Genomic DNA, 18,773 nt, shown 5'->3' on the forward strand with positions numbered 1-18,773 from the left:
CGCAAAGGATGGCCGCTGAGCGCCGTGGGTCGTAGGTGTCAGCACGCTGAACTGTGCGCCATTCGTCGTCTAGTCCATCGGAATTCTCACGAGGGAGTGTGATGCCGCTGTCATTGTGGATGTCTCTGGCCGCCATCTGTGCCATGGGGGCCATGTCTCCTGGTCCAAGTCTGGCCCTGGTGCTTCGTCATACCCTGGGAGGGGGACGCAGCTCCGGGGTGGTGGCGGCGATCGCCCATGCGCTGGGCGTCGGCCTCTACGCCTTGCTGACCGTCTGGGGGCTGGGGGAGGTGATCGAACGCCATCCCTCCGCCTTTCGCGTGATCACGATCGGTGGGGCACTGTATCTGGCCTGGCTTGGCATAAAGGCGCTGAGGGCCGGGCGTGGCGGAGCGCTGGGCGCCCGACCCACCGCCGCCAGTCACCGCGTCGCTGCGAGAGAAGGGCTGTTGGTTGCCCTGGGTAATCCCAAGCTGATCCTGTTCTTCGTCGCGCTGCTCAGTCAGTTTGTCAGCCCCGAAATGTCCTCGATCGAGCGTGCCATCATTGTGCTGACGGCGATGCTGATCGACGGTGGCTGGTACGTCATCGTGGCGTTGGGGCTGTCGCACTCCCGCGTGCTGCCCTGGCTCCAGGCTCGCGCCCACTGGATCAATCGCATCAGCGGGGTGCTGCTGCTGGGGCTGGCGCTGAGGGTGCTGGCGGGATAAGGCCGCCGCCGGCTGCGAGCATTTCGTGGCCGAGGCTGCTGGCGATGTCGGTTCATGCTGGCGCTGAGCGATGGAGGATGGCGTCCAGCGGACTTGCCGTCGGCAACACGCCATAGGCCGGGCTTGGGTGCTGGCCCAGGCGGGTGCGGCAGAAGGTATCCGCCACCTCGTGCGGCGCGTGCTGGACCAGCAGCGCTGCCTGGGTGCACTGGGCCAGCCACTGGGTCAGCCAGCGGGCCCTGGGCACCAGGTCTTCGTTGGTCTGTGGCTGAGGCAGCTGGGCCAAGGCGCGATCCAGATCCGGATGTCCACCTCGGGCATGCTTGAACAGCTGATACAGGGCCGCCATGGCCTCGGGGTGTCGCGCCATGACCCGCAGCACGTCGAGGCAGATCACGTTGCCGGACCCTTCCCAGATGGAATTGACCGGCGCTTCGCGGTAGAGCCGCGCCAGCGGTGCTTCCTCGACGTAGCCGATGCCTCCGAGGCACTCCATGGCCTCGGCCATGAAGCCGGGGGCGCGCTTGTTGTGCCAGTACTTGGCCAGGCTCGGCAGCAGCCGGGCCAGGGCGCGCTCCTGCTCCTCCCCGCGGCTGGCGCCGTCGAAGGCCTGAGCGGTGCGCAGCATCAGCGCTACGCCGGCCTCCACCTCCAGCGCCAGATCCGCCAGTACCGCCCGCATCACCGGCTGCTCGGCCAAGGGCGCCCCGAAGGCATGACGCTGACAGGTATGCTGCCAGGCCTCGCGCCAGGCCTGGCGCATCATGCCCACCGGGGCGCTGGCGGCGTCGAGACGGGTCTGCTGAACCATTTCCAGGATGGTGGCGATGCCGCGCCCAGGGTCGCCGAGCGGGTGGGCCCAGGCCCCCCGATATTCGATCTCGGCGGAGCCATTGGCGCGATTGCCGCACTTGTCCTTCAGTCGCTGAATCTCGATGGCGTTGCGCTCGCCATCAGGGGCGAAGCGAGGCACCAGGAAGCAGCTGAGGCCTTCGTCTCGCTGAGCCAGGGTCAGGAAGGCGTCGGACATGGGGGCGCTCATGAACCACTTGTGTCCGTACAGGCGCCAGCCGTCCTCGCCATGTTCGGCTCGGGTGGTGTTGGTGCGCACATCGCTGCCACCCTGCTTCTCGGTCATCGCCATGCCGAAGGTCAGGGCGTGCTTGTCGCTCGCCGGTAGTGCCCTGGAATCGTAGTCCTCGACGAGCAGCCCAGAAGCCCACCAATCCGGCAGTGAGCGTTCTCGACGCAGCACCGGGTAGGCGGCGTGGGTCATGGTCACCGGGCAGCAGATGCCGGTTTCGGCCTGGGTCAGCAGATAGAGTCCCGCCACGTGCGCCTGATGACCGCCGTGCCCCTCCTCCGTCCAGGCCATGGTATGGACGCCACGAGTGGTAGCCAGGCGCATCAGGGCGTGGTAGGCCGGGTGGTAATCGACGGCGTCGAGTCGGCGACCGTGACGATCGAACAGTCGCAATGAGGGTGGGTGGCGGTTGGCCTCGTCACCCAGTCGCTGGGTCTCCGCACGACCGACATCCTGGCCCAGCAGGGACAGTCGGCAACTCACCCAGGCCGGCGCCAGATGGGCCAGCCAGAACTGAAGCACGGCGTCGTCGGCGAAGGCGTCGAAGGGAAGAGAGTACGGCTGATTGTCGACCCGGTGGCTCGCCAGGCACTCTCGCGGAGCTTGGTCATGCATGGCCCAGTCCTGATGACGAAAGACCTGATAGTCAGCATGGTGTGCTGTGCCCCTCGGGTCAAACGAGAGGGATGACGCAACGGGACGGGATGGGTAGTCTTGGGGCTTTCTCGGTGGAGCCCTTCGATGTGCCCTGTTTCCTCTTTCGACTCGGCTCCCACGGCCTCTGGCGTGACGAATGCTGGCGAGGCGTCCCCTGATAACCAGCGCGAGGCGCCCGCAGCGGTGATTGCCCGGGAGCGTGTGCAGGTGGTGGATGCCCGCAATCGTCCCTGTGGCAGCGCCTGGCGCGCTGAAATGCGCCGCTATCGGTTCTGGCACCGCGCCACCTACATCGTGGTACGCAATCGCCGTGGTGAACTATGTGTGCAGCATCGAACGCTGACCAAGGAAGCCTTTCCCGGCGGACTGGACCTGGCGGCGGGAGGCGTGGTCGGCGCCGGGGAGGCGGTCCACGTCTCGGCACGTCGTGAGCTGGCCGAGGAGCTCGGTATCCGCGCTGTAGCGCTGCGCCATTGCCTGGAGTTTCGCTACGATGAAGACGGGTATCGCATCTTCGGCAGCGTCTACTGCGTAGAGTGGGACGGCCCCTTGTCGCTGCAGGCCGAGGAGGTCGCCAGCGTGGCCTGGATGTCACCGCGTCGAGCCCTCGAGCTCGCCGGCGTGACGCCGGATACGCGGCTGGCCCTCGAGTTGCTGCTCGAGCGCGAGGGGGACAACTGAATGCCGCTTTGCCGCCAGGGCGTTGCGACTGGCGCAATGGCGTCTGGCATGTCATCGTGAAGACAGTAAGCGCGAGTTCATCCCATGACCCTGCATGATGTCGAGTGCCGCACCCATAGCGGCGAGCCCTTCAACCTCCGCGCCCTGCGTGGCCAGGTGCTGCTCGTGGTGAACGTGGCGAGCAAGTGCGGCTTCACCCCTCAGCTGGCGGAGCTGGAGGCGCTCTATCGTGAACACCGCGAGCGCGGCTTCACCGTGCTCGGGTTCCCTTGTAACCAGTTCGCACGGCAGTCGCCGGAGTCCGCAGAGCAGTTCTGCGCTTTCGGTGAGCGTGAGTTCGGTGTCACCTTTCCCTTGATGGAAAAGGTCGAGGTCAATGGCGCCAAGGCCCATCCGCTGTTCAAGCGCCTGAAGGCCGAAGCCCCAGGATGGATGGGGACGCGCGCCATCAAGTGGAACTTCACCAAGTTTCTGGTCGCTCGAGACGGCCGTGTGCTCAAGCGCTATGGGCCTCGCGATGGGGGCGACGCCATGATGCTGGACCTCGAGCGGGCACTGGACGAATCCTGACCTCTTTGCCGGTCAGCGTATGTCTCCTCCGCGCGCCACCACCAGCCGTTCCACCAGTTCGTTGTAGCGATGGCGCACCATCATGGTGGTCAGGCCCGAAAACAGTGCCCAGAACTTGCGTCGCCAGCCCTTGAGGCGAAGGTTGTGGGCGACCAGACGGCGCATCAATTGGTGGTCATCGAACTTGCGCCACTCACCGGCGACCGACATCTGCTGACGCGACAATACCGGCGCCAGCTCGATCCGAAAGACCCATTCCAGGTCCTTGAGGGCGATACCGTCGCGCTCGATCACCTCGACCATCCGCGCATAGTCGGACTCTCTGGGCTCGCGTTCGAGCCACATGGGCGCCAGGGCAAGCCACAGCTCGCCGCGTTCATCGACCAGGGTCTGTGCATCCATCGGGCGGTCTCCTCAAGCGGTGGGCAGCATCCTGCCCGACCCCGTGCCGGTGGGCAAGAGAGCGACGCGATCGCCAGCAGAGCCGGACAGGGCCCTGGTGTGTTCAGGCGCAATGCGCGGCAAGGAAAAGCGCGGGAAGTCAGGGGCATGTGCACAAAGGCGGACAGGGCGGCGCTGTGCCGCTAGAATATCGCGACCACGCTCTACACATTGGATGGCTCTCCCTCGGGAGCCGCGAGTAACGAAGAGGTCTGTCGTGATCATCAAGCCCAAGGTACGCGGATTCATCTGCACCACCACCCATCCCGTCGGTTGCGAGAAGAACGTCCTCGAGCAGATCGAGGCGACCCGTGCGCGCGGCCTCGATGCATCCAAAGGGCCCAAGAAGGTGCTGGTCATCGGCGCCTCCAGTGGCTACGGTCTGGCCGCGCGCGTCACCGCGGCCTTCGGCTACGGCGCCGATACCCTGGGGGTGTTCTTCGAGAAGCCGGGCAGCGAGAAGAAGCCGGGCACGGCGGGCTGGTACAACTCTGCCGCCTTCGACAAGTTCGCCAAGCAAGAAGGGCTCTACAGCAAGTCCATTAATGGCGATGCCTTCTCCCACGAGGCGCGTGACAAGGCGATCGAGCTGATCAAGGCCGACATGGGCCAGATCGATCTGGTGGTCTACTCGCTGGCTTCCCCGGTGCGCAAGCTGCCCGATTCCGGCGAGCTCAAGCGCTCTTGCCTGAAGCCCATCGGCGAGACCTATCGCGCTACCGCCATCGATACCAACAAGGACACCATCATCGAAGCCCAGGTGGAGCCGGCGACCGAGCAGGAGATCGCCGACACCATCGACGTCATGGGTGGCCAGGATTGGGAACTGTGGATGGAGGCGCTGTCCGAGGCCGGCGTGCTGGCACCCGGCGCTCGCAGTGTGGCGTTCAGCTACATCGGTACCGAGATCACCTGGCCGATCTACTGGCACGGCGCCCTTGGCAAGGCCAAGGAAGACCTGGACCGGGCAGCCTCCGCCATCGATGACTCGCTCAAGCAGAGCGGTGGCGGCGCCAACGTGGCGGTGCTGAAGTCCGTGGTGACCCAGGCCAGTGCGGCGATTCCGGTCATGCCGCTGTACATCGCCATGGTGTACCGCGTGATGAAGGAGCAGGGTCTGCACGAAGGCACCATCGATCAGCTCAATCGTCTGTTCGGCGAGCGCCTCTATGGTGGCGAGGCGACCACCGATGACGTCGGGCGCCTGCGCCTGGATGACTGGGAGTTGCGCGACGATGTCCAGCAGGCGTGCAAGGACCTGTGGCCCCAGGTGACCAGCGACAACCTGTTCGACATCACCGACTACGCCGGCTACAAGCACGAATTCCTGAAGCTGTTTGGCTTTGAGCGCGATGACGTCGACTACGACGCCGACGTTGATCCTGTCGCCGAGTTCGACGTGGTGCAGCTGTAAACCAGAGGACTGCCGTTCGGCGATGAAGGAGGCCGCGACCGAGAGGTCGCGGCCTCCTTCGATGAGAAGCCCGCAGACCTTGGGTGTCGACCTGGTGTAGCCCATGCGCAACGGACATGGGCGCTGAATCTCGCAGATCAGTGGCGTAATATATGCCTCGCGCACACTCCTCGAGACCCCCCATGCCACACACCGTCAGCACAACACGTTTGCCGGATTTGCTTCGACAGGTCGGGGTCGTGGTCATGCCGGGGTTTTCGCTGCTGGCGCACGCCTGTGCCACCGAACCGCTGCACGTGGCCAACTTGCTGCACGGGCGAACCCTGTATCGATTGACCAGCTACGCCAGCGGCGGCGACGCGGTGACCAGCGCCTCCCAGCAGACGGTGTTGCCACGCGCCGCGCTGGGGGAGGCGGAGTCGCAGCCCGACATGGTGCTGGTGTGTGGTCCGGCCAAGCTGCCGGGGGGCATTCCTGATGACCTGGCCGCCTGGCTCAGGCGACTGGCGGCGTCCGGGGTGGTGCTTGGCGGTATCGGCGGTGGCACCGAAGCCCTGGCCCGGCTGGGCCTGCTGGATGGCTACCAGGCAACGCTACCCTGGCAGCGTTTCGAGGCCTTCGCGGCGGCCCATCCCAGGGTGCGCCTGTCACAGCAGCTGTTCGAGATCGACCGCGACCGGATCACCTGCGGCGGGGGGACCGCCGCCATGGACATGATGATCACCCTGGTGGAAAGCCACCACGGCCCAGGCCTTGCTACTCGTATCTCCGAGTACTTCGTGATGGAGCGCATCCGCATGGGGGACGAGCCCCAGCAGATCCCCCTGCGTTCACGCCTGGCCCATGCGCCGGACAGCCTTGTCGAGGCGGTCCAGCTGATGGAAGCCAACATCGAGGAGCCGCTGTCTACCCATGAACTTGCCGAGCATCTGGGGATCTCTCGCCGTCAGTTGGAGCGGCTGTTCAAGAAGTACCTGAAGTCGGTGCCGAGCCGCTACTATCTGGACCTGCGCCTGCAGAAGGCCCGTCGAATGTTGCGCGATACCGACCAGCCCGCGGGCGAGATCGCCCTGCAGACCGGCTTTTCTTCTGCCGCCCACTTTTCCACGGCCTATCGCAACCACTTCGGCATGACCCCGAGAGAAGAGCGACTGGGCTGACGCTCGAGGCTTTCTGTATCCGGTATGTCTTCAGGCCTTGATGAGCGACGCTTGTCGGAATGGTCTGCTCCTGAGAGTAACGGCTGCTGTCTTCATCGTGCTTCTCCCCTCCGTCGCGTTTCAACTTCTCGCTCCGGCACCTCTCGCTTAGCCCCTGCTCACTCCCGCATTTCTAGCCCCGTCTGTACTCGTTCCGTCTGCACTCGCCCCGTCTGTACGTGCTCCACTCGCCTCTGCGCTCTACATCATCTCCAGCACGACTCCTCTCGCTCCTTTCTCGCTCCTTTCTCCCCGGCTTCTGTCGTCCTATCGTTTCGCCTCTTGCTATCTCTACTGTGCACTGCCCGATGTGCCTACCCGCTAACAATTGGCGTATTTCCTTCTTTTGCGTCGCCGAGTGCATAGACCGGCACAGCATTGGCACGTAAGGAATCTCCAATAAATGCTACATAGATACCGTAACTCCTGGAGCCGTTACGGCTTGTCCGCTGGCTGAGGTCAGGCAACGGCCAAGCAAATGGCTCTGCTTTCGTCCCGGGAATGTCGATGGGCGTGTCGATAGCGGCCCGGGACGAAAAAAAATGAAGAAGGCGTGTAAGAAAGTCGCAGGTAACACCTACCAACCACCATGAACAACAGACGAGTTGCTCGGAAGCCTGCCGCTAGTGAGGTCGGAATTCTGTGCATATTCGAATGAAACGTGAATGAAACGGTAGCAGCAAAGTGGAGGTGTCAGGATGCCATCCACGCAAACTAAAAAAGTGAAGACGGAGAGTTAGACATGAACCACACCACCATTTCTCGACTGGGTTTCTATGTGGCCCTGTACGGCGTCGTCGCCATTCTTTTCTGGATCGGCTTTTTCAAGTATCACCCCGATGAAGCTGCAGCGATCCAGGGCATTGTGGCCAGTTCGCCACTGATGGCCTGGCTCTATGATGTCGCCAGTGTCAATCAGGTATCGGCTGCGATCGGAACCGCCGAGATTATCGTCGGCCTGCTGGTAGCCGCCTATCCCATCTCGAAAAAAGCCGGCCTGGTGGGTGGTGCCTTGGCAAGCGTGATCTTTCTGACAACGACCAGCTTCCTGTTGACCACGCCGGGTGTACTGCACGTCAGCAGCCTGTCCGGTGACACCCTGGCGTTCCCGTCCCTGTTCGGAGGCTTCCTGGCCAAGGATCTGGTACTGCTTGGCGCATCGCTGGTGATCACCGGCTCAGCCTGGCAGGCAGTGAGTGCAGAGCGCAGTGCACAGCATGCCAAGGACGACGCTCTGGTTGCTGATGCTGCATAGAAATGAAAGGGCTTTTCGGTCTCGGGAGTGTGGCTTTCCCGGGCTGGAAAGCCCGCTCCGCGCCTGGTCCCTTTGTGAAGGGGCGCTGGTGGAGGACATGGCTACCAAGGTGTGTGGGCGCAAGAGTCCGTGTCGGCGCTCTTTTCTAATCAAGAAGTTTGGGTGAATTAAATCAGCAGCTTAAACGAATATTGTGCCTGAGTGATTAGATGGACATATTTGCAATTGCCAATATGAGGGATGCCGATTAGATTTGATGTTGCCGGGTAACAAAACGTTACGACGAGAGTCGGAAAGACGGAAAGTGGTTAGACCGAAGATAGAAGTAGAGGGCAGAGTGTCGGCGCGTCCAGGAAGATGATCCCAAGGGATGCTCGATAACGCACAAAATATCAGAACGATTCAACGTCGAAACACTATCGACGACTCCAAGGAGAGTGACATGAAAACCAAAATGATCTTTGCCGCAGTGATGGCCTCCATGTTTGCCGCTGGCAGTGTCTATGCCATGGACTCCGACACCCTGCAAAAGCGCATGCAGGAAATCGAAGAGCGCAGCACCGAAGCCTCTGAAGAGCAGAAGGTCGAGGCCCTGGAGCAGGAAGTGGCTGAGCTCAAGGACCTGCTGCAAATGACCGTAGAGAGCCTGGAAGAGTCCCAGTAACACAAGCTGGAGAAAGACACGCTGGAACGCTGACGTAAAGGGCGCTCGCTCTGCAACCCGAGAGGATCGCCCTGGCAGCGCATGAACTAGCCAAAAGGACATGCAAGCGTGAAGGGAAATGTCGGTAAGGTGATAGAAAAGGCGTGCTCATCTTGATGACTCCCTTATCTACAGCGGCAGGGACGCCGTCTTGCCTTGCGGGTTTGAAGCGCTCTTTGGGTTGGTTGTGACAAGACGTTGGGCATCAATACGCTGGCGGTTTCCGCTGGGTAGATGCCGCCAGCCAAAAGCGCTAGTGGTCAAACCAATGTTCGGACTGTGCAAGTCTGGTCATGCAGAGCAAGCGTCGGTTGCGTGCTGAAATAGTGCCCTTTAGATTGATCTTGTCGATTTGTGAACAGTGTTTTTCGAACGGATATCGATGCCTGTTCGCCGACACGTGGACGTTCATGGACCGAGCGCCTCAAGGACTTGAGTCGAAGGATTGGCTCACTGGCCGCAGGGACGCGGTCTTGCAGAGCGATTGAAGCGTGACATTGGATGTCCGGCGGAAGAGCTCGGGAGTGGTCGTCGAAGCGCCTACCTGTCGGTGGCCGTGACGCACCTTGGCTTTCACTAACGTTGGTTGATTACCGCTTCCTGCCACCACCCGGCAGCGCCATCCAGGGGCGGCGGTCAGGACAAGTGGTCGAAGGATGTTCGACGAAAACGAGGAGAGAGACATGAAAACCAAGATGTTGGCAACTGCAGCGCTGGTCTCGATGATGGCCGTCGGCTCAGCCTTCGCCATGGATTCCGATACCTTGCAGAAAAACATGCAGCGGATCCAGGAGAATGCCGAAAGCGCAGAGCGCCAGGCCAAGATTGCAGCCCTCGAGCAGGAGGTTGCAGAGCTGAAGGAACTGCTGCGCGAGACCATCGCGGCGTTCCAGGAAGCGAATATGTAAGTCGTCAGCAAAGACGGCAGCAGTGTTGTCGCGTTTCGCGACCGCTACGTGAAAGGCTCACTCAGGTGGGCCTTTTTAGCGTTTGAAGGATGCTGCGTTCGAATGCCCCTGCGTTCATGACATGCTCAACCGTGGCTATGCTGCTGCGGTCTGCTGGTATCCAGCACTCGTCCATTGATGGGAGAAAGGTCAGGGCAGCCGATACCGATTCCTATGCTGGTGCCGATGGACGGAATCCTCGATAGTAACGTCATGTCCGAATCTGCCCCCTTCAGGGCCGGCCCTGTACTGCGCATCGCTGCTGCGGGGCACTAGTCTGCAATCTCCCCCCTTTGCTGGAGATTGGACATGACCACAGCACTTCTCGTCATCGATGTTCAGGCCTCGTGTCTCGCGCGCCCCTACTGGGATGCCACTCGACTCGGTGATTGGCCGGAAGCTCAGCGCTCCTTGATCGACCTGGCACGCGAGACAGGCATGTTGATGGTGCGAATCATCCATACGGAGCCGGGAAGCCAGGGCGCATTTGATCCCGACAATGGGTTGACCCGAGCTATGGAGGGCTTCGAAGACCCCGCTGATGTGACCTTTTACAAGACCGCCCACAACGCCTTCACCGATACAGGGCTGGACCGCTGGCTACGCGGTCGAGGGGTGTCTCGGCTATGGGTCAGCGGTATTCGTACCGAGCAGTGCTGCGAGACCACCACCAGGGTGGCCTCCGATCTGGGATACGCCGTGGACTTCGTCAGTGAAGCGACCCTGACCTTTGCCATGCAGCGGGGAGCGCGAACCTTCAGCGCCAGCGACATCCGCGAGACATCGCCGAGCGGGTGGGGGGAACGACGAACGTCAGCTGCGCCGGCTGTGGAAGCGCTTTGAAGCCGACACGCCGGCCCAGTGGCGCCGCCAGCATCGCCAGTGGACGCAGGCTCAGCCGGACTGATGTTCAGTAGGCCCAGGTTCTGCTGGTCGAGATTCGGCTGGTCGAGGTTCTTCTGGTTGAGGTTCTTCTGGTCGCGGTTTCGCTGGTCGAGGCTCGGCGTGGTCGGCCTTGGCGGCGATCAACGCGCGAAACAATGAGCCCATCATCACCGGAGTGTCCTGTTCGATGACAAACCCTGCCTGGTCCAGCAATGGCCGGGCCTGGCGAGTGATATCGGTGGCGATGGCGGATGTCAGCAGATTGAGCCCCCTGCGCGCCAGTCCCGAGGGCCGCTCGTCGCTCTGGAACTTGTCCATCACGCATAGCTGGCCGTCGCCTTTGAGGACGCGATGGGTCTCGGCGAGCCCCTTTGCCGGATCCGGCATCACCGCCAGGATCAGGTGCATCACCACCACATCGAAGCTGTTGTCGGCGTAGTCCAGCCGCTCGGCGTCCATGGTTCTGGCCTCGACGTCGATGCCAAGCCGACAGGCGCGATCCTTGAGACGTTTGACCATCGCCGGGCACAGGTCGCTGGCGTGGATCTCCAGGTCGCGCGGTAGCCACGGCAGGTCCAGGCCGGTGCCGGCCCCCACCAGCAGTACCTTCATCCCCGACTGCCAGCACACCTGATTCAGAGCGCGCCGCCGCGCCCTGGCAAAGGTACGCTGGGCCACCGCGTCGTAGATGGGGGCATAAAGCGAATAGCGCCAGCGGTTCCAGACGGTGGTGTTGAGCATGGCGGAGCCCCTGGAGGTGGTAGTGATCGGGTCAGGTCCTGCGGGAGTCTTCAGCCTAGACGAAGCCTGGGTAGGCGTCATGACGATGGTGCAAGGGCAGGGCGCAAGGACAGAGCTTTGTGAAAAAGCGGGTCCCATTGCTGAAAGCCGTGGAGCGAGGGCGTCCCTATACTCGAAGCATCGATCCATTTCATGCTTTGCAGTAGCGCGCAAACTGCGCGCTCCCGTCCGACGACGGGCAACGCCAACCACAGCGGAGATCCCCGATGAGCCATACCCCGAGCCGTGCCGACTTCGACCAGTACATGGTGCCCAACTACGCTCCTCAGAAGGTCATCCCGGTGCGCGGCGAAGGCAGCCGTCTGTGGGATCAGGAAGGCCGCGAGTACATCGACTTCGCCGGCGGCATCGCGGTGAACTCGCTGGGTCACTGCCACCCGGTCCTGGTCGAGGCCCTCAAGGCCCAGGCCGACAAGCTGTGGCACCTGTCCAACGTCTACACCAACGAGCCGGCACTGGAGCTGGCCCGGGAGCTGACCGAGCGTACCTTCGCCGACAAGGTCTATCTGTGCTCTTCCGGTGGCGAGGCCAACGAGGCCGCACTGAAGCTGGCGCGTCGCTGGGCCCATGACAAGCACGGGGCCCACAAGGACAAGATCATTTCCTTCCGTCAGTCCTTCCATGGTCGCACCCTGTTCACCGTCAGCGTGGGTGGCCAGCCCAAGTACTCCCAGGGCTTCGGGCCGGTGCCCGGAGGCGTGCTCCACGCCGAGTTCAACAATCTGGACAGCGTGCGCGAACTGGTCGGCGACGACACCTGCGCCATCATGGTCGAGCCGATGCAGGGCGAGGGCGGCATCGTGCCGGCCACGCCCGAGTTCCTCCAGGGCCTGCGTGACCTGTGTGACGAGTACGACGCCCTGCTGGTGTTCGACGAGGTGCAGACCGGTGTGGGCCGCTCCGGCTCGCTGTACGCCTACATGGACTACGGCATCACCCCGGACATCCTGACCAGCGCCAAGAGCCTGGGCGGTGGTTTCCCGGTGGGCGCCATGTTGACCACCGATCGCGTCGCCCCGGTGCTGGTGCTGGGCACCCACGGTTCTACCTACGGCGGCAACGCCCTGGCCTCGGCGGTGGCATTGGCGGCGATTCGTCATATCGACACGCCGGAAGTGCTCGGTGGCGTCGCCAAGCGTCACGACCTGTTCCGCGAGCACCTGGAAGCGATCAACCGCAAGCACGGTGTGTTCAAGGAAATTCGTGGCATGGGACTGCTGATCGGTGCCGAGATGGCCCCCGAGTATGAAGGTCGCGCCAAGGACATCCTGCCGCTGGCCATCGAGGAAGGTCTGATGGCGCTGATCGCCGGCCCCAACGTGCTGCGAATGGCGCCGTCGCTGGTGATTCCCGAGGCCGACATCGTCGAGGGACTCGAGCGTCTCGAACGCGCCATCGCACGGATGGTCAGCGCGTCGTGAAAGGTGCCGATCAACATGAGCTGACGGGAGGGCATCCGATGCTGGCCGTTCGCCCTGTGCGGCTAGGTGACCTGCCGGCGCTGGAGCGCCTGGCGGGTTCCGCCCAGCCACGTTTGACCAACCTGCCGGCCCACCGTGATCGCCTGGAAGAGCGCATCGCGCGCTCCCAGCGGGCGTTTGCCAGTGAGGCCGAGGTGCCCGGCGACGAGCACTACACCTTCGTGCTCGAGGATCGCGAGCGGGGTGAGGTGGTCGGTACGGCGACCATCCGCGCCCTGGCCGGGGCCACCGAGGCGTATTACACCTATCGCCAGGAAACCCTGATCCACGCCTCGCAGCAGCTCAATGTTCGCCGTGAGGTGCCGACCCTGGCGCTGTCCCATGAGGTCTCGGACGCCAGCCTGCTGTGCGCGCTGTCGCTGGATCCGCGCTACAAGGGCACCAGCGCCGAGAGCCTGCTGCGCCGTGCCCGGCTGATGTTCATCGCCCAGTACCCCGAGCGCTTCGCCGAGGTGCTGGCGATGGCCTTCCCGGGGTATCTGGACGACGACGGCGAGTCGCCGTTCTGGAACAGTGTCGGTCGCCACTTCTTCGTGCGCGACTACCACGAGATCAACTACACCGCAGGCGTGCGCTCGAAGAGCTTCATCGCCGAGGTGATGCCGCAGTTCCCGCTGTACCTGGCGCTGCTGACGCCCCAGGCGCGCGCTGCCATCGGGCGCGAGCACCCGGCCCACGAGGCGGCGCTGGAGGAGATGCTGGCCGAGGGCTTCCTGCGCTCGCGCCACGTCGACCTGTTCGACGCAGGCCCGGTGATCAAGGGTGACCGCATGCGCCTCGAGTCCTTCCGTCGCGCCGCCTGGCACCCGGTACGCATCCGCCCAGAGCACGCTCTACCCGATGCTGAGCCTGCGATGGTCGCCAACCAGCGCCTGGACGGCTTCTGCTGTACGGTGGCGCGCTACGCGCTGTCGCCCACCGGCCAGCTGATGCTGTCGCCGGCCCACGCCGAACTGCTGGGCGTGGAAGAAGGACGTGCGGTGCTGGCGGCACCGCTGGGGCTGAGCGATGACGGGCTCGACCCGGGCTACGATGAGGGAGAGCTGTAATGCGCATGCGACCGATCATGGAAGGGGACCTGGACGAACTCCAGGCGCTGGCCCGGGAGACCGGGGTCGGCTTCACCTCCCTTCCCGACAACCGCGAGTTTCTGGCGGACAAGATCGCCTCCGCGACGAGCGCGTTCAACGAGCAGACCCCGGTGGACCAGCGTCTCTACTTCTTCGTGCTGGAAGACGAGGAGAGCGGGCATCTGGCCGGCTGCTGCGCCATCGAGGGGCAGGTCGGGCGTGAAGTGCCGTTCTATCACTACCGCGTGGGCACCCTGGCGCACTCGTCCAAGCAGCTCGACCTGCATCGCACCGTCGATACGCTGTTTCTGAGCTCGGATCACACCGGCGACGCCGAGGTCGCCTCGCTGTTCCTGCGCCCGGAGTTCCGGGGTGCCGATCGCCGCCATCAGCGCAACGGCGCGCTGTTGTCGATGATGCGTTGGCTGTTCATGGCCGAATTTCGCGATCGTTTTCCCGAGAAGGTGCTGGCCGAGATGCGCGGACGCTTCGACGAGAACGGGCGCAGCGCCTTCTGGGACTGCCTGGGGGCCAACTTCTTCCCCATGGACTTCAACGAGGCGGATCGGCTGACCGGCCTTGGCCAGAAGAGCTTTATTGGCGAGCTGATGCCCAAGTTCCCGATCTATACGCCGTTTCTCTCGGAGCAGGCGCGTGCCTGCATCGGTCAGGTCCACGAGCACACCCGCCCGGCCCTGGCCATGCTCAAGAAGCAGGGGCTGCGCTGGGAAGGCTATATCGACATCTTCGACGGCGGTCCCACGGTCGAGGCCTACATCGACGACGTCAAGGGCGTGCGCTTGTCGCGACACGTGCGTGTCGAGGTCGACCCCAACGCCGACAGCGCCGAGCGGCCACAGTGGCTGGCGGCGACCACCCGCATGGCCGACTTCCGTGCCGCCTGGGTCGGGCGCGGTCCCGACGCCGACGGCGTGCTGGTGCTCAATGACAACGAGGCGCGCAGGCTGGAGGTCGCCTCCGGCGACACCCTGCGCGTGCTGAATTCCGACGAGGAGGCGTGATGCAACCCGCACAACAATTGCTTATCGATGGACAGTGGATGTCCGGCGACGCCGAGGCCTTCACCAAGCTCGACCCGATCACCGGCGCCGAGCTGTGGCAGGGCAAGGCCGCCAGCGACGAGCAGGTCGCCCAGGCCGTTGCCAGCGCACGCAAGGCTTTTCCCGACTGGGCATTGACCTCGCTTGACGAGCGTGAAGCCCTGGTCGAGCGCTTCCGTGGCGTGCTTGAAAGCCACCGCGAGGACCTGGCGGCGAGCATCGCCCACGAGACCGGCAAGCCGCTGTGGGAAGCACGCACCGAGGTCGGCGCCATGATCGGCAAGGTGGCGCTGTCCATCCGAGCCCGCGAGGAACGCACCGGCGAGCGCGAGCGTGACCTGGGTGACGCCCGAGCGGTACTGCGCCATCGCCCCCATGGCGTGATGGCAGTATTCGGTCCCTACAACTTCCCCGGCCATCTGCCCAACGGGCATATCGTGCCGGCGCTGCTGGCTGGCAATACCGTGGTGTTCAAACCCAGCGAGCAGACCCCGCTGACCGCCGACCTGACCCTGCAGTGCTGGCTCGAGGCCGGCCTGCCGGCGGGCGTCATCAACCTGGTCCAGGGCGCGGCACAGGTCGGCCAGGCACTGTCCGCCGATGCCGGTATCGATGGCCTCCTATTTACCGGCAGCGCCAAGGTCGGTGGTCTTCTGCACAAGCAGTTCGCCGGCCAGATGGGCAAGGTGCTGGCGCTGGAACTCGGCGGCAACAACCCGCTGGTGGTCAAGGACGTGCCGGACGAGGACGCCGCGGTGCTGACCATCCTGCAGTCGGCCTTTCTGTCCGGGGGCCAGCGTTGCACCTGCGCCCGCCGCCTGATCGTGCCAGAGGGCGAGGCCGGTGATCGCCTGATCGACGCCCTGAGCGGTGCCATCGAGCGCCTGCGCGTGGCCGAGCCCTTTGCCGAGGAGGCGCCGTTCTACGGTGGTCTGGTCAGCGTCGAGGCGGCCGAGGGGCTGCTCGCCGCCCAGGCAGACCTGGAGGCTCGCGGTGGCAAGGTGCTGTCGCGCATGCGCCAGGTCGAGCCGGGCACCAGCTTGCTGACACCGGGACTCGTCGACGTGACCGGGGTCGAGGTGCCGGACGAGGAACACTTCGGGCCGCTGCTCAAGGTCTACCGCTACCAGAGCTGGGACGACGCCATCGCACTCGCCAATGACACCCGCTATGGCCTGTCCGCCGGGCTGATCGGTGGTGAGCGGGCCGATTGGGACGACTTCCTGCTGCGCATCCGCGCCGGTATCGTCAACTGGAACCGCCAGACCACCGGCGCCTCCGGCGACGCGCCCTTCGGCGGCGTCGGCGACAGCGGCAACCATCGCCCCAGTGCGTATTACGCTGCCGACTACTGCGCCTACCCGGTCGCCTCCGTCGAGAGCGAAGCCCTCAACCTGCCCGAGAAACTGCCGCCGGGGGTGAGCCTGTGAGCGATATGAGCCAGCGGGACGTGGTCGAGGTCAACTTCGACGGCCTGGTGGGGCCGACCCACAACTACTCGGGGCTGGCCCACGGCAACGTGGCGTCGATGTCCCACGGCGGCCTGGTGTCCAACCCCCGCGAGGCGGCGCTGCAGGGCCTGGCCAAGATGAAGGCGCTGAAGGACGCAGGCTACGTGCAGGGCGTGTTGCCGCCACAGCAGCGCCCTGACCTGGGGGCGCTGCGCTCGCTGGGCTTTGCCGGCGACAACGGTCAGGTGCTGGCCCAGGCCGCCAGCCAGGCGCCGCAACTGCTGCGCGCGGTGTGCTCCGCCTCCAGCATGTGGACGGCCAACGCCGGCACCGTGACACCGAGCCTGGATGCCGCTGACGGTCGAGTGCACTTCACCCCGGCCAACCTGCAGTCGAGCTTCCACCGCTTTCTGGAGCCGGAGACCACCGGTCGGGTGCTGGCGGCGATCTTCGCCGATCCCGCCCACTTCGCCCATCACCCGGTGCTGCCGGCGACGCCGGCGTTCTCCGATGAAGGCGCGGCCAACCATACCCGGCTGTGCGGCGAGCACGGCGAGCCAGGGGTGCACCTGTTCGTCTACGGGCGTCAGGCCTTCGGCGGTGACGGCGTCGAGCCGCGTCGCTTTCCGGCGCGCCAGACCCTGGAGGCCAGCCAGGCCATCGCCCGCCAGCATGGGCTCGCTGAGCATCAAGTGGTCTACGCCCAGCAGCACCCGGATGCCATCGACGCCGGGGTCTTCCACAACGATGTCATCGCCGTGGGCAATGGCCCGGTGCTGCTCTACCACGAGCTGGCCTTCCGTGACGAAGAGGCCACCCTCGATGCGCTGCGCGAGAAGATGTCGACGCCGCTGATTCCGGTGCGGGTACCGCTTGAGGCGGTCAGCCTCGAGGACGCGGTGGCCTCCTACCTGTTCAACTCCCAGCTTCTGTCCAATGACGACGGCAGCATGACCCTGGTGGTGCCGGGGGAGTGTCAGGAGCGTGAGGCGGTGTGGCGGTGCATCCAGGATCACCTGCTGGCCGGCAACAACCCGATCGGCGAAGTGGTGGTCAAGGACGTCAAGCAGAGCATGCGCAATGGCGGTGGTCCGGCCTGCCTGAGGCTCAGGGTGGTGCTGAGCCAGGCCGAGCGCGAGGCGCTGTCCGGCCGGGTGCTGCTCGACGACGCCCTCTACGCCGACCTGGTCGCCTGGGTCGAGCGTCACTATCGCGAGCGTCTGGCACCGGAAGACCTGGCCGATCCCAGGCTCGCCGAGGAGACATTGGCGGCGCTGGACGAGCTGACGTCCCTCCTCGCGCTGGGCCCTGTGTACCCCTTCCAGGGGGCTGGCAACTGAGCACCGATGGGCTGAAATAGCCATGCGTATCCTGGTTGCTGTTTGTCGATTCGACCCCACCTCTTGGTGGGGTTTTTTATTGAGCGAGAGCGCCAGGTGGGCCTTGGTGCAGCGCTTCTGCCCAGGGCATATAACGCAGCGAAAAGACCGCGTCCGGATGGCAGTCGTTGCCGCGCTGACGGGGGCGTGCGGGCATTGCCTGGAAGTCGGATTCGGTCGCGCTGGTGCGGGCGAAGGCTTCGCGGACGACGCCGATGCGACAGCTCAGGGCGTCGCGGTAGGCCTGGCGCATGGGCGGATCCAGGTTGCGGGCGCCTTCGTCGTCCTGCCACCACACCTGCCAGCCGCTTTCGGCGATGTCCTCGGCCCAGGCCGCGTAGACCCCTGGCGTCACGAAGCCTCCGCTGAACATGCTCAGGTGCAGCGGGCCCGTCAGTTGTTGGCTGGCGCTGGCCAACTGGCGCGTCAGTTCCTGGCGTACGCCGGGTTCACGAAACAGCCAGTCATCGAGTTCTTCCGGCAGGTACCAGCCCACCGGCGTCAGTGGCCATTGGCGCTGGATCTGCTGCTGTCGGGCGTGGGCCTTGGCCAACTGCTGGTACCAGTAGTGACGGAAGCGGGCGTTGTCGGGGAGGGTTTCGTAGTACTCGGGGTCCTGATAGAGACCGATAATCAGCTCGAGTCCCTGGCGTTCGGCATCGACCAGGGCGTTGGCCAGCCAGCCATCGGCGCCACCGAAGGTCTCTTCGCCGTACTGGGTCCACTGCACGATCAATGTCTCGACGCCGTTCTCACGGGTACGCCGCCACAGCGTCTGCCACTGCTGTCGGCTGAGCGAGGCGTCGCGATTCTGAGGCTGGTAGAACAGGGTTTCGCTGCGGTAGGCCTCGGCGGCTCTTGTCAGGGGGCTGTCGTCGGCGGCAGCGACCGTCCCCACGGGCATGGCAAGGACCACCGTCAGGGTCAGTGGCGCGACAATGCCAGCGAATGGGACTGGCACCGCGGTGCCTTTGAGGTGTCCGG

The 18,773-nt window shown here is 64.4% G+C and carries 17 protein-coding genes and 1 pseudogene; 14 read left to right on the top strand and 4 right to left on the bottom strand.

All coding sequences use genetic code 11. The features are described 5' to 3' along the window. Window positions 1–101: 101 nt before the first annotated feature. A complete protein-coding gene (locus NFG57_RS03005) occupies window positions 102–710 on the top strand; it encodes a LysE family translocator (protein WP_083970155.1) in 609 nt (202 codons plus the stop codon). Between the two features lie 52 nt (window positions 711–762). On the opposite strand, the gene NFG57_RS03010 is transcribed toward NFG57_RS03005, so the two are convergent. Beyond that, the gene (locus NFG57_RS03010; protein WP_348815326.1) at window positions 763–2,409 is read right to left on the bottom strand and encodes an acyl-CoA dehydrogenase family protein; all 1,647 of its coding nucleotides are present in this window, start codon (window positions 2,407–2,409) and stop codon (window positions 763–765) included. A 171-nt stretch (window positions 2,410–2,580) separates the two neighbouring features. Between NFG57_RS03010 and NFG57_RS03015 the strand changes: the two genes are divergently transcribed. Both NFG57_RS03015 and NFG57_RS03020 read left to right on the top strand, forming a co-directional pair. Continuing rightward, complete coding sequence (locus NFG57_RS03015) at window positions 2,581–3,132, top strand: NUDIX domain-containing protein (RefSeq protein ID WP_231498436.1); 552 nt, start codon at window positions 2,581–2,583, stop codon at window positions 3,130–3,132. 84 nt (window positions 3,133–3,216) lie between these two features. Beyond that, window positions 3,217–3,702 carry a glutathione peroxidase gene (locus NFG57_RS03020; RefSeq protein WP_045990894.1) on the top strand — a complete coding sequence of 162 codons (486 nt, stop codon included), beginning with the start codon at window positions 3,217–3,219 and terminating at the stop codon, window positions 3,700–3,702. Between the two features lie 12 nt (window positions 3,703–3,714). Here the strand turns inward: NFG57_RS03020 and NFG57_RS03025 are convergent, their stop codons facing one another. Continuing rightward, window positions 3,715–4,104 carry a hypothetical protein gene (locus NFG57_RS03025; protein WP_108131267.1) on the bottom strand — a complete coding sequence of 130 codons (390 nt, stop codon included), beginning with the start codon at window positions 4,102–4,104 and terminating at the stop codon, window positions 3,715–3,717. A 256-nt stretch (window positions 4,105–4,360) separates the two neighbouring features. Here NFG57_RS03025 and fabV point away from each other — a divergent pair, with 256 nt between their 5' ends. The 6 genes from fabV (at window position 4,361) to NFG57_RS03055 (ending at window position 10,504) form a co-directional block, all read left to right on the top strand. Continuing rightward, window positions 4,361–5,557: an enoyl-ACP reductase FabV gene (fabV, locus tag NFG57_RS03030; RefSeq protein ID WP_045990896.1), complete on the top strand. Its 1,197-nt coding sequence runs from the start codon at window positions 4,361–4,363 to the stop codon at window positions 5,555–5,557. Window positions 5,558–5,739: 182 nt separating this feature from the next. Beyond that, window positions 5,740–6,717 carry a GlxA family transcriptional regulator gene (locus NFG57_RS03035; protein WP_213228183.1) on the top strand — a complete coding sequence of 326 codons (978 nt, stop codon included), beginning with the start codon at window positions 5,740–5,742 and terminating at the stop codon, window positions 6,715–6,717. A 781-nt stretch (window positions 6,718–7,498) separates the two neighbouring features. Next, a complete protein-coding gene (locus tag NFG57_RS03040; protein ID WP_108448003.1) occupies window positions 7,499–8,011 on the top strand; it encodes a DUF417 family protein in 513 nt (170 codons plus the stop codon). A gap of 442 nt (window positions 8,012–8,453) precedes the next feature. Next, a complete protein-coding gene (locus tag NFG57_RS03045; RefSeq protein ID WP_045990898.1) occupies window positions 8,454–8,675 on the top strand; it encodes a hypothetical protein in 222 nt (73 codons plus the stop codon). A 722-nt stretch (window positions 8,676–9,397) separates the two neighbouring features. Continuing rightward, window positions 9,398–9,622: a hypothetical protein gene (locus tag NFG57_RS03050; RefSeq protein WP_124802861.1), complete on the top strand. Its 225-nt coding sequence runs from the start codon at window positions 9,398–9,400 to the stop codon at window positions 9,620–9,622. A gap of 348 nt (window positions 9,623–9,970) precedes the next feature. Beyond that, complete coding sequence (locus NFG57_RS03055; RefSeq protein ID WP_348815327.1) at window positions 9,971–10,504, top strand: isochorismatase family protein; 534 nt, start codon at window positions 9,971–9,973, stop codon at window positions 10,502–10,504. A 171-nt stretch (window positions 10,505–10,675) separates the two neighbouring features. Here NFG57_RS03055 and NFG57_RS03060 read toward each other — a convergent pair. Continuing rightward, window positions 10,676–11,287 (bottom strand): annotated as a pseudogene (locus NFG57_RS03060) (class I SAM-dependent methyltransferase); the annotation flags it as partial. Between the two features lie 266 nt (window positions 11,288–11,553). Between NFG57_RS03060 and NFG57_RS03065 the strand changes: the two are divergent. From NFG57_RS03065 to astB, 5 genes are read left to right on the top strand one after another with little or no spacing between them, the layout of a single operon-like run. Further along, entirely contained in the window at window positions 11,554–12,768 is a 1,215-nt protein-coding gene (locus NFG57_RS03065; protein WP_045990902.1) for an aspartate aminotransferase family protein, read from the top strand. Between the two features lie 38 nt (window positions 12,769–12,806). Next, window positions 12,807–13,877: an arginine N-succinyltransferase gene (locus tag NFG57_RS03070; RefSeq protein WP_222515663.1), complete on the top strand. Its 1,071-nt coding sequence runs from the start codon at window positions 12,807–12,809 to the stop codon at window positions 13,875–13,877. Beyond that, on the top strand, window positions 13,877–14,920 hold the full coding sequence (gene astA, locus NFG57_RS03075; protein WP_045990904.1) for an arginine N-succinyltransferase: 1,044 nt from the start codon (window positions 13,877–13,879) through the stop codon (window positions 14,918–14,920). Before NFG57_RS03070 ends, astA begins: the two co-directional genes overlap by 1 nt. Continuing rightward, a complete protein-coding gene (astD, locus tag NFG57_RS03080) occupies window positions 14,920–16,389 on the top strand; it encodes a succinylglutamate-semialdehyde dehydrogenase (protein ID WP_348815328.1) in 1,470 nt (489 codons plus the stop codon). The genes astA and astD overlap by 1 nt, the downstream gene beginning before the upstream one ends. Window positions 16,390–16,394: 5 nt before the next feature. Continuing rightward, entirely contained in the window at window positions 16,395–17,750 is a 1,356-nt protein-coding gene (astB, locus tag NFG57_RS03085; protein ID WP_222515818.1) for an N-succinylarginine dihydrolase, read from the top strand. A gap of 76 nt (window positions 17,751–17,826) precedes the next feature. On the opposite strand, the gene NFG57_RS03090 is transcribed toward astB, so the two are convergent. After that, the gene (locus tag NFG57_RS03090; RefSeq protein WP_348815329.1) at window positions 17,827–18,750 is read right to left on the bottom strand and encodes a DUF4434 domain-containing protein; all 924 of its coding nucleotides are present in this window, start codon (window positions 18,748–18,750) and stop codon (window positions 17,827–17,829) included. Window positions 18,751–18,773: the final 23 nt, after the last annotated feature.

It is taken from the genome of Halomonas sp. H10-59, from assembly GCF_040070555.1.
In the GTDB taxonomy this organism is placed as follows: Bacteria; Pseudomonadota; Gammaproteobacteria; order Pseudomonadales; family Halomonadaceae; genus Halomonas; species Halomonas litopenaei.

Coding starts and splice junctions, on each gene's coding strand:
- NFG57_RS03005 (WP_083970155.1), top strand. CDS start 102: ATGCCGCTGTCATTGTGGATGTCTCTGGCCGCCATCTGTGCCATGGGG.
- NFG57_RS03010 (WP_348815326.1), bottom strand. CDS start 2,409: ATGCATGACCAAGCTCCGCGAGAGTGCCTGGCGAGCCACCGGGTCGAC.
- NFG57_RS03020 (WP_045990894.1), top strand. CDS start 3,217: ATGACCCTGCATGATGTCGAGTGCCGCACCCATAGCGGCGAGCCCTTC.
- NFG57_RS03025 (WP_108131267.1), bottom strand. CDS start 4,104: ATGGATGCACAGACCCTGGTCGATGAACGCGGCGAGCTGTGGCTTGCC.
- NFG57_RS03035 (WP_213228183.1), top strand. CDS start 5,740: ATGCCACACACCGTCAGCACAACACGTTTGCCGGATTTGCTTCGACAG.
- NFG57_RS03040 (WP_108448003.1), top strand. CDS start 7,499: ATGAACCACACCACCATTTCTCGACTGGGTTTCTATGTGGCCCTGTAC.
- NFG57_RS03045 (WP_045990898.1), top strand. CDS start 8,454: ATGAAAACCAAAATGATCTTTGCCGCAGTGATGGCCTCCATGTTTGCC.
- NFG57_RS03050 (WP_124802861.1), top strand. CDS start 9,398: ATGAAAACCAAGATGTTGGCAACTGCAGCGCTGGTCTCGATGATGGCC.
- NFG57_RS03055 (WP_348815327.1), top strand. CDS start 9,971: ATGACCACAGCACTTCTCGTCATCGATGTTCAGGCCTCGTGTCTCGCG.
- NFG57_RS03065 (WP_045990902.1), top strand. CDS start 11,554: ATGAGCCATACCCCGAGCCGTGCCGACTTCGACCAGTACATGGTGCCC.
- NFG57_RS03070 (WP_222515663.1), top strand. CDS start 12,807: ATGCTGGCCGTTCGCCCTGTGCGGCTAGGTGACCTGCCGGCGCTGGAG.
- astA (WP_045990904.1), top strand. CDS start 13,877: ATGCGCATGCGACCGATCATGGAAGGGGACCTGGACGAACTCCAGGCG.
- astD (WP_348815328.1), top strand. CDS start 14,920: ATGCAACCCGCACAACAATTGCTTATCGATGGACAGTGGATGTCCGGC.
- astB (WP_222515818.1), top strand. CDS start 16,395: ATGAGCCAGCGGGACGTGGTCGAGGTCAACTTCGACGGCCTGGTGGGG.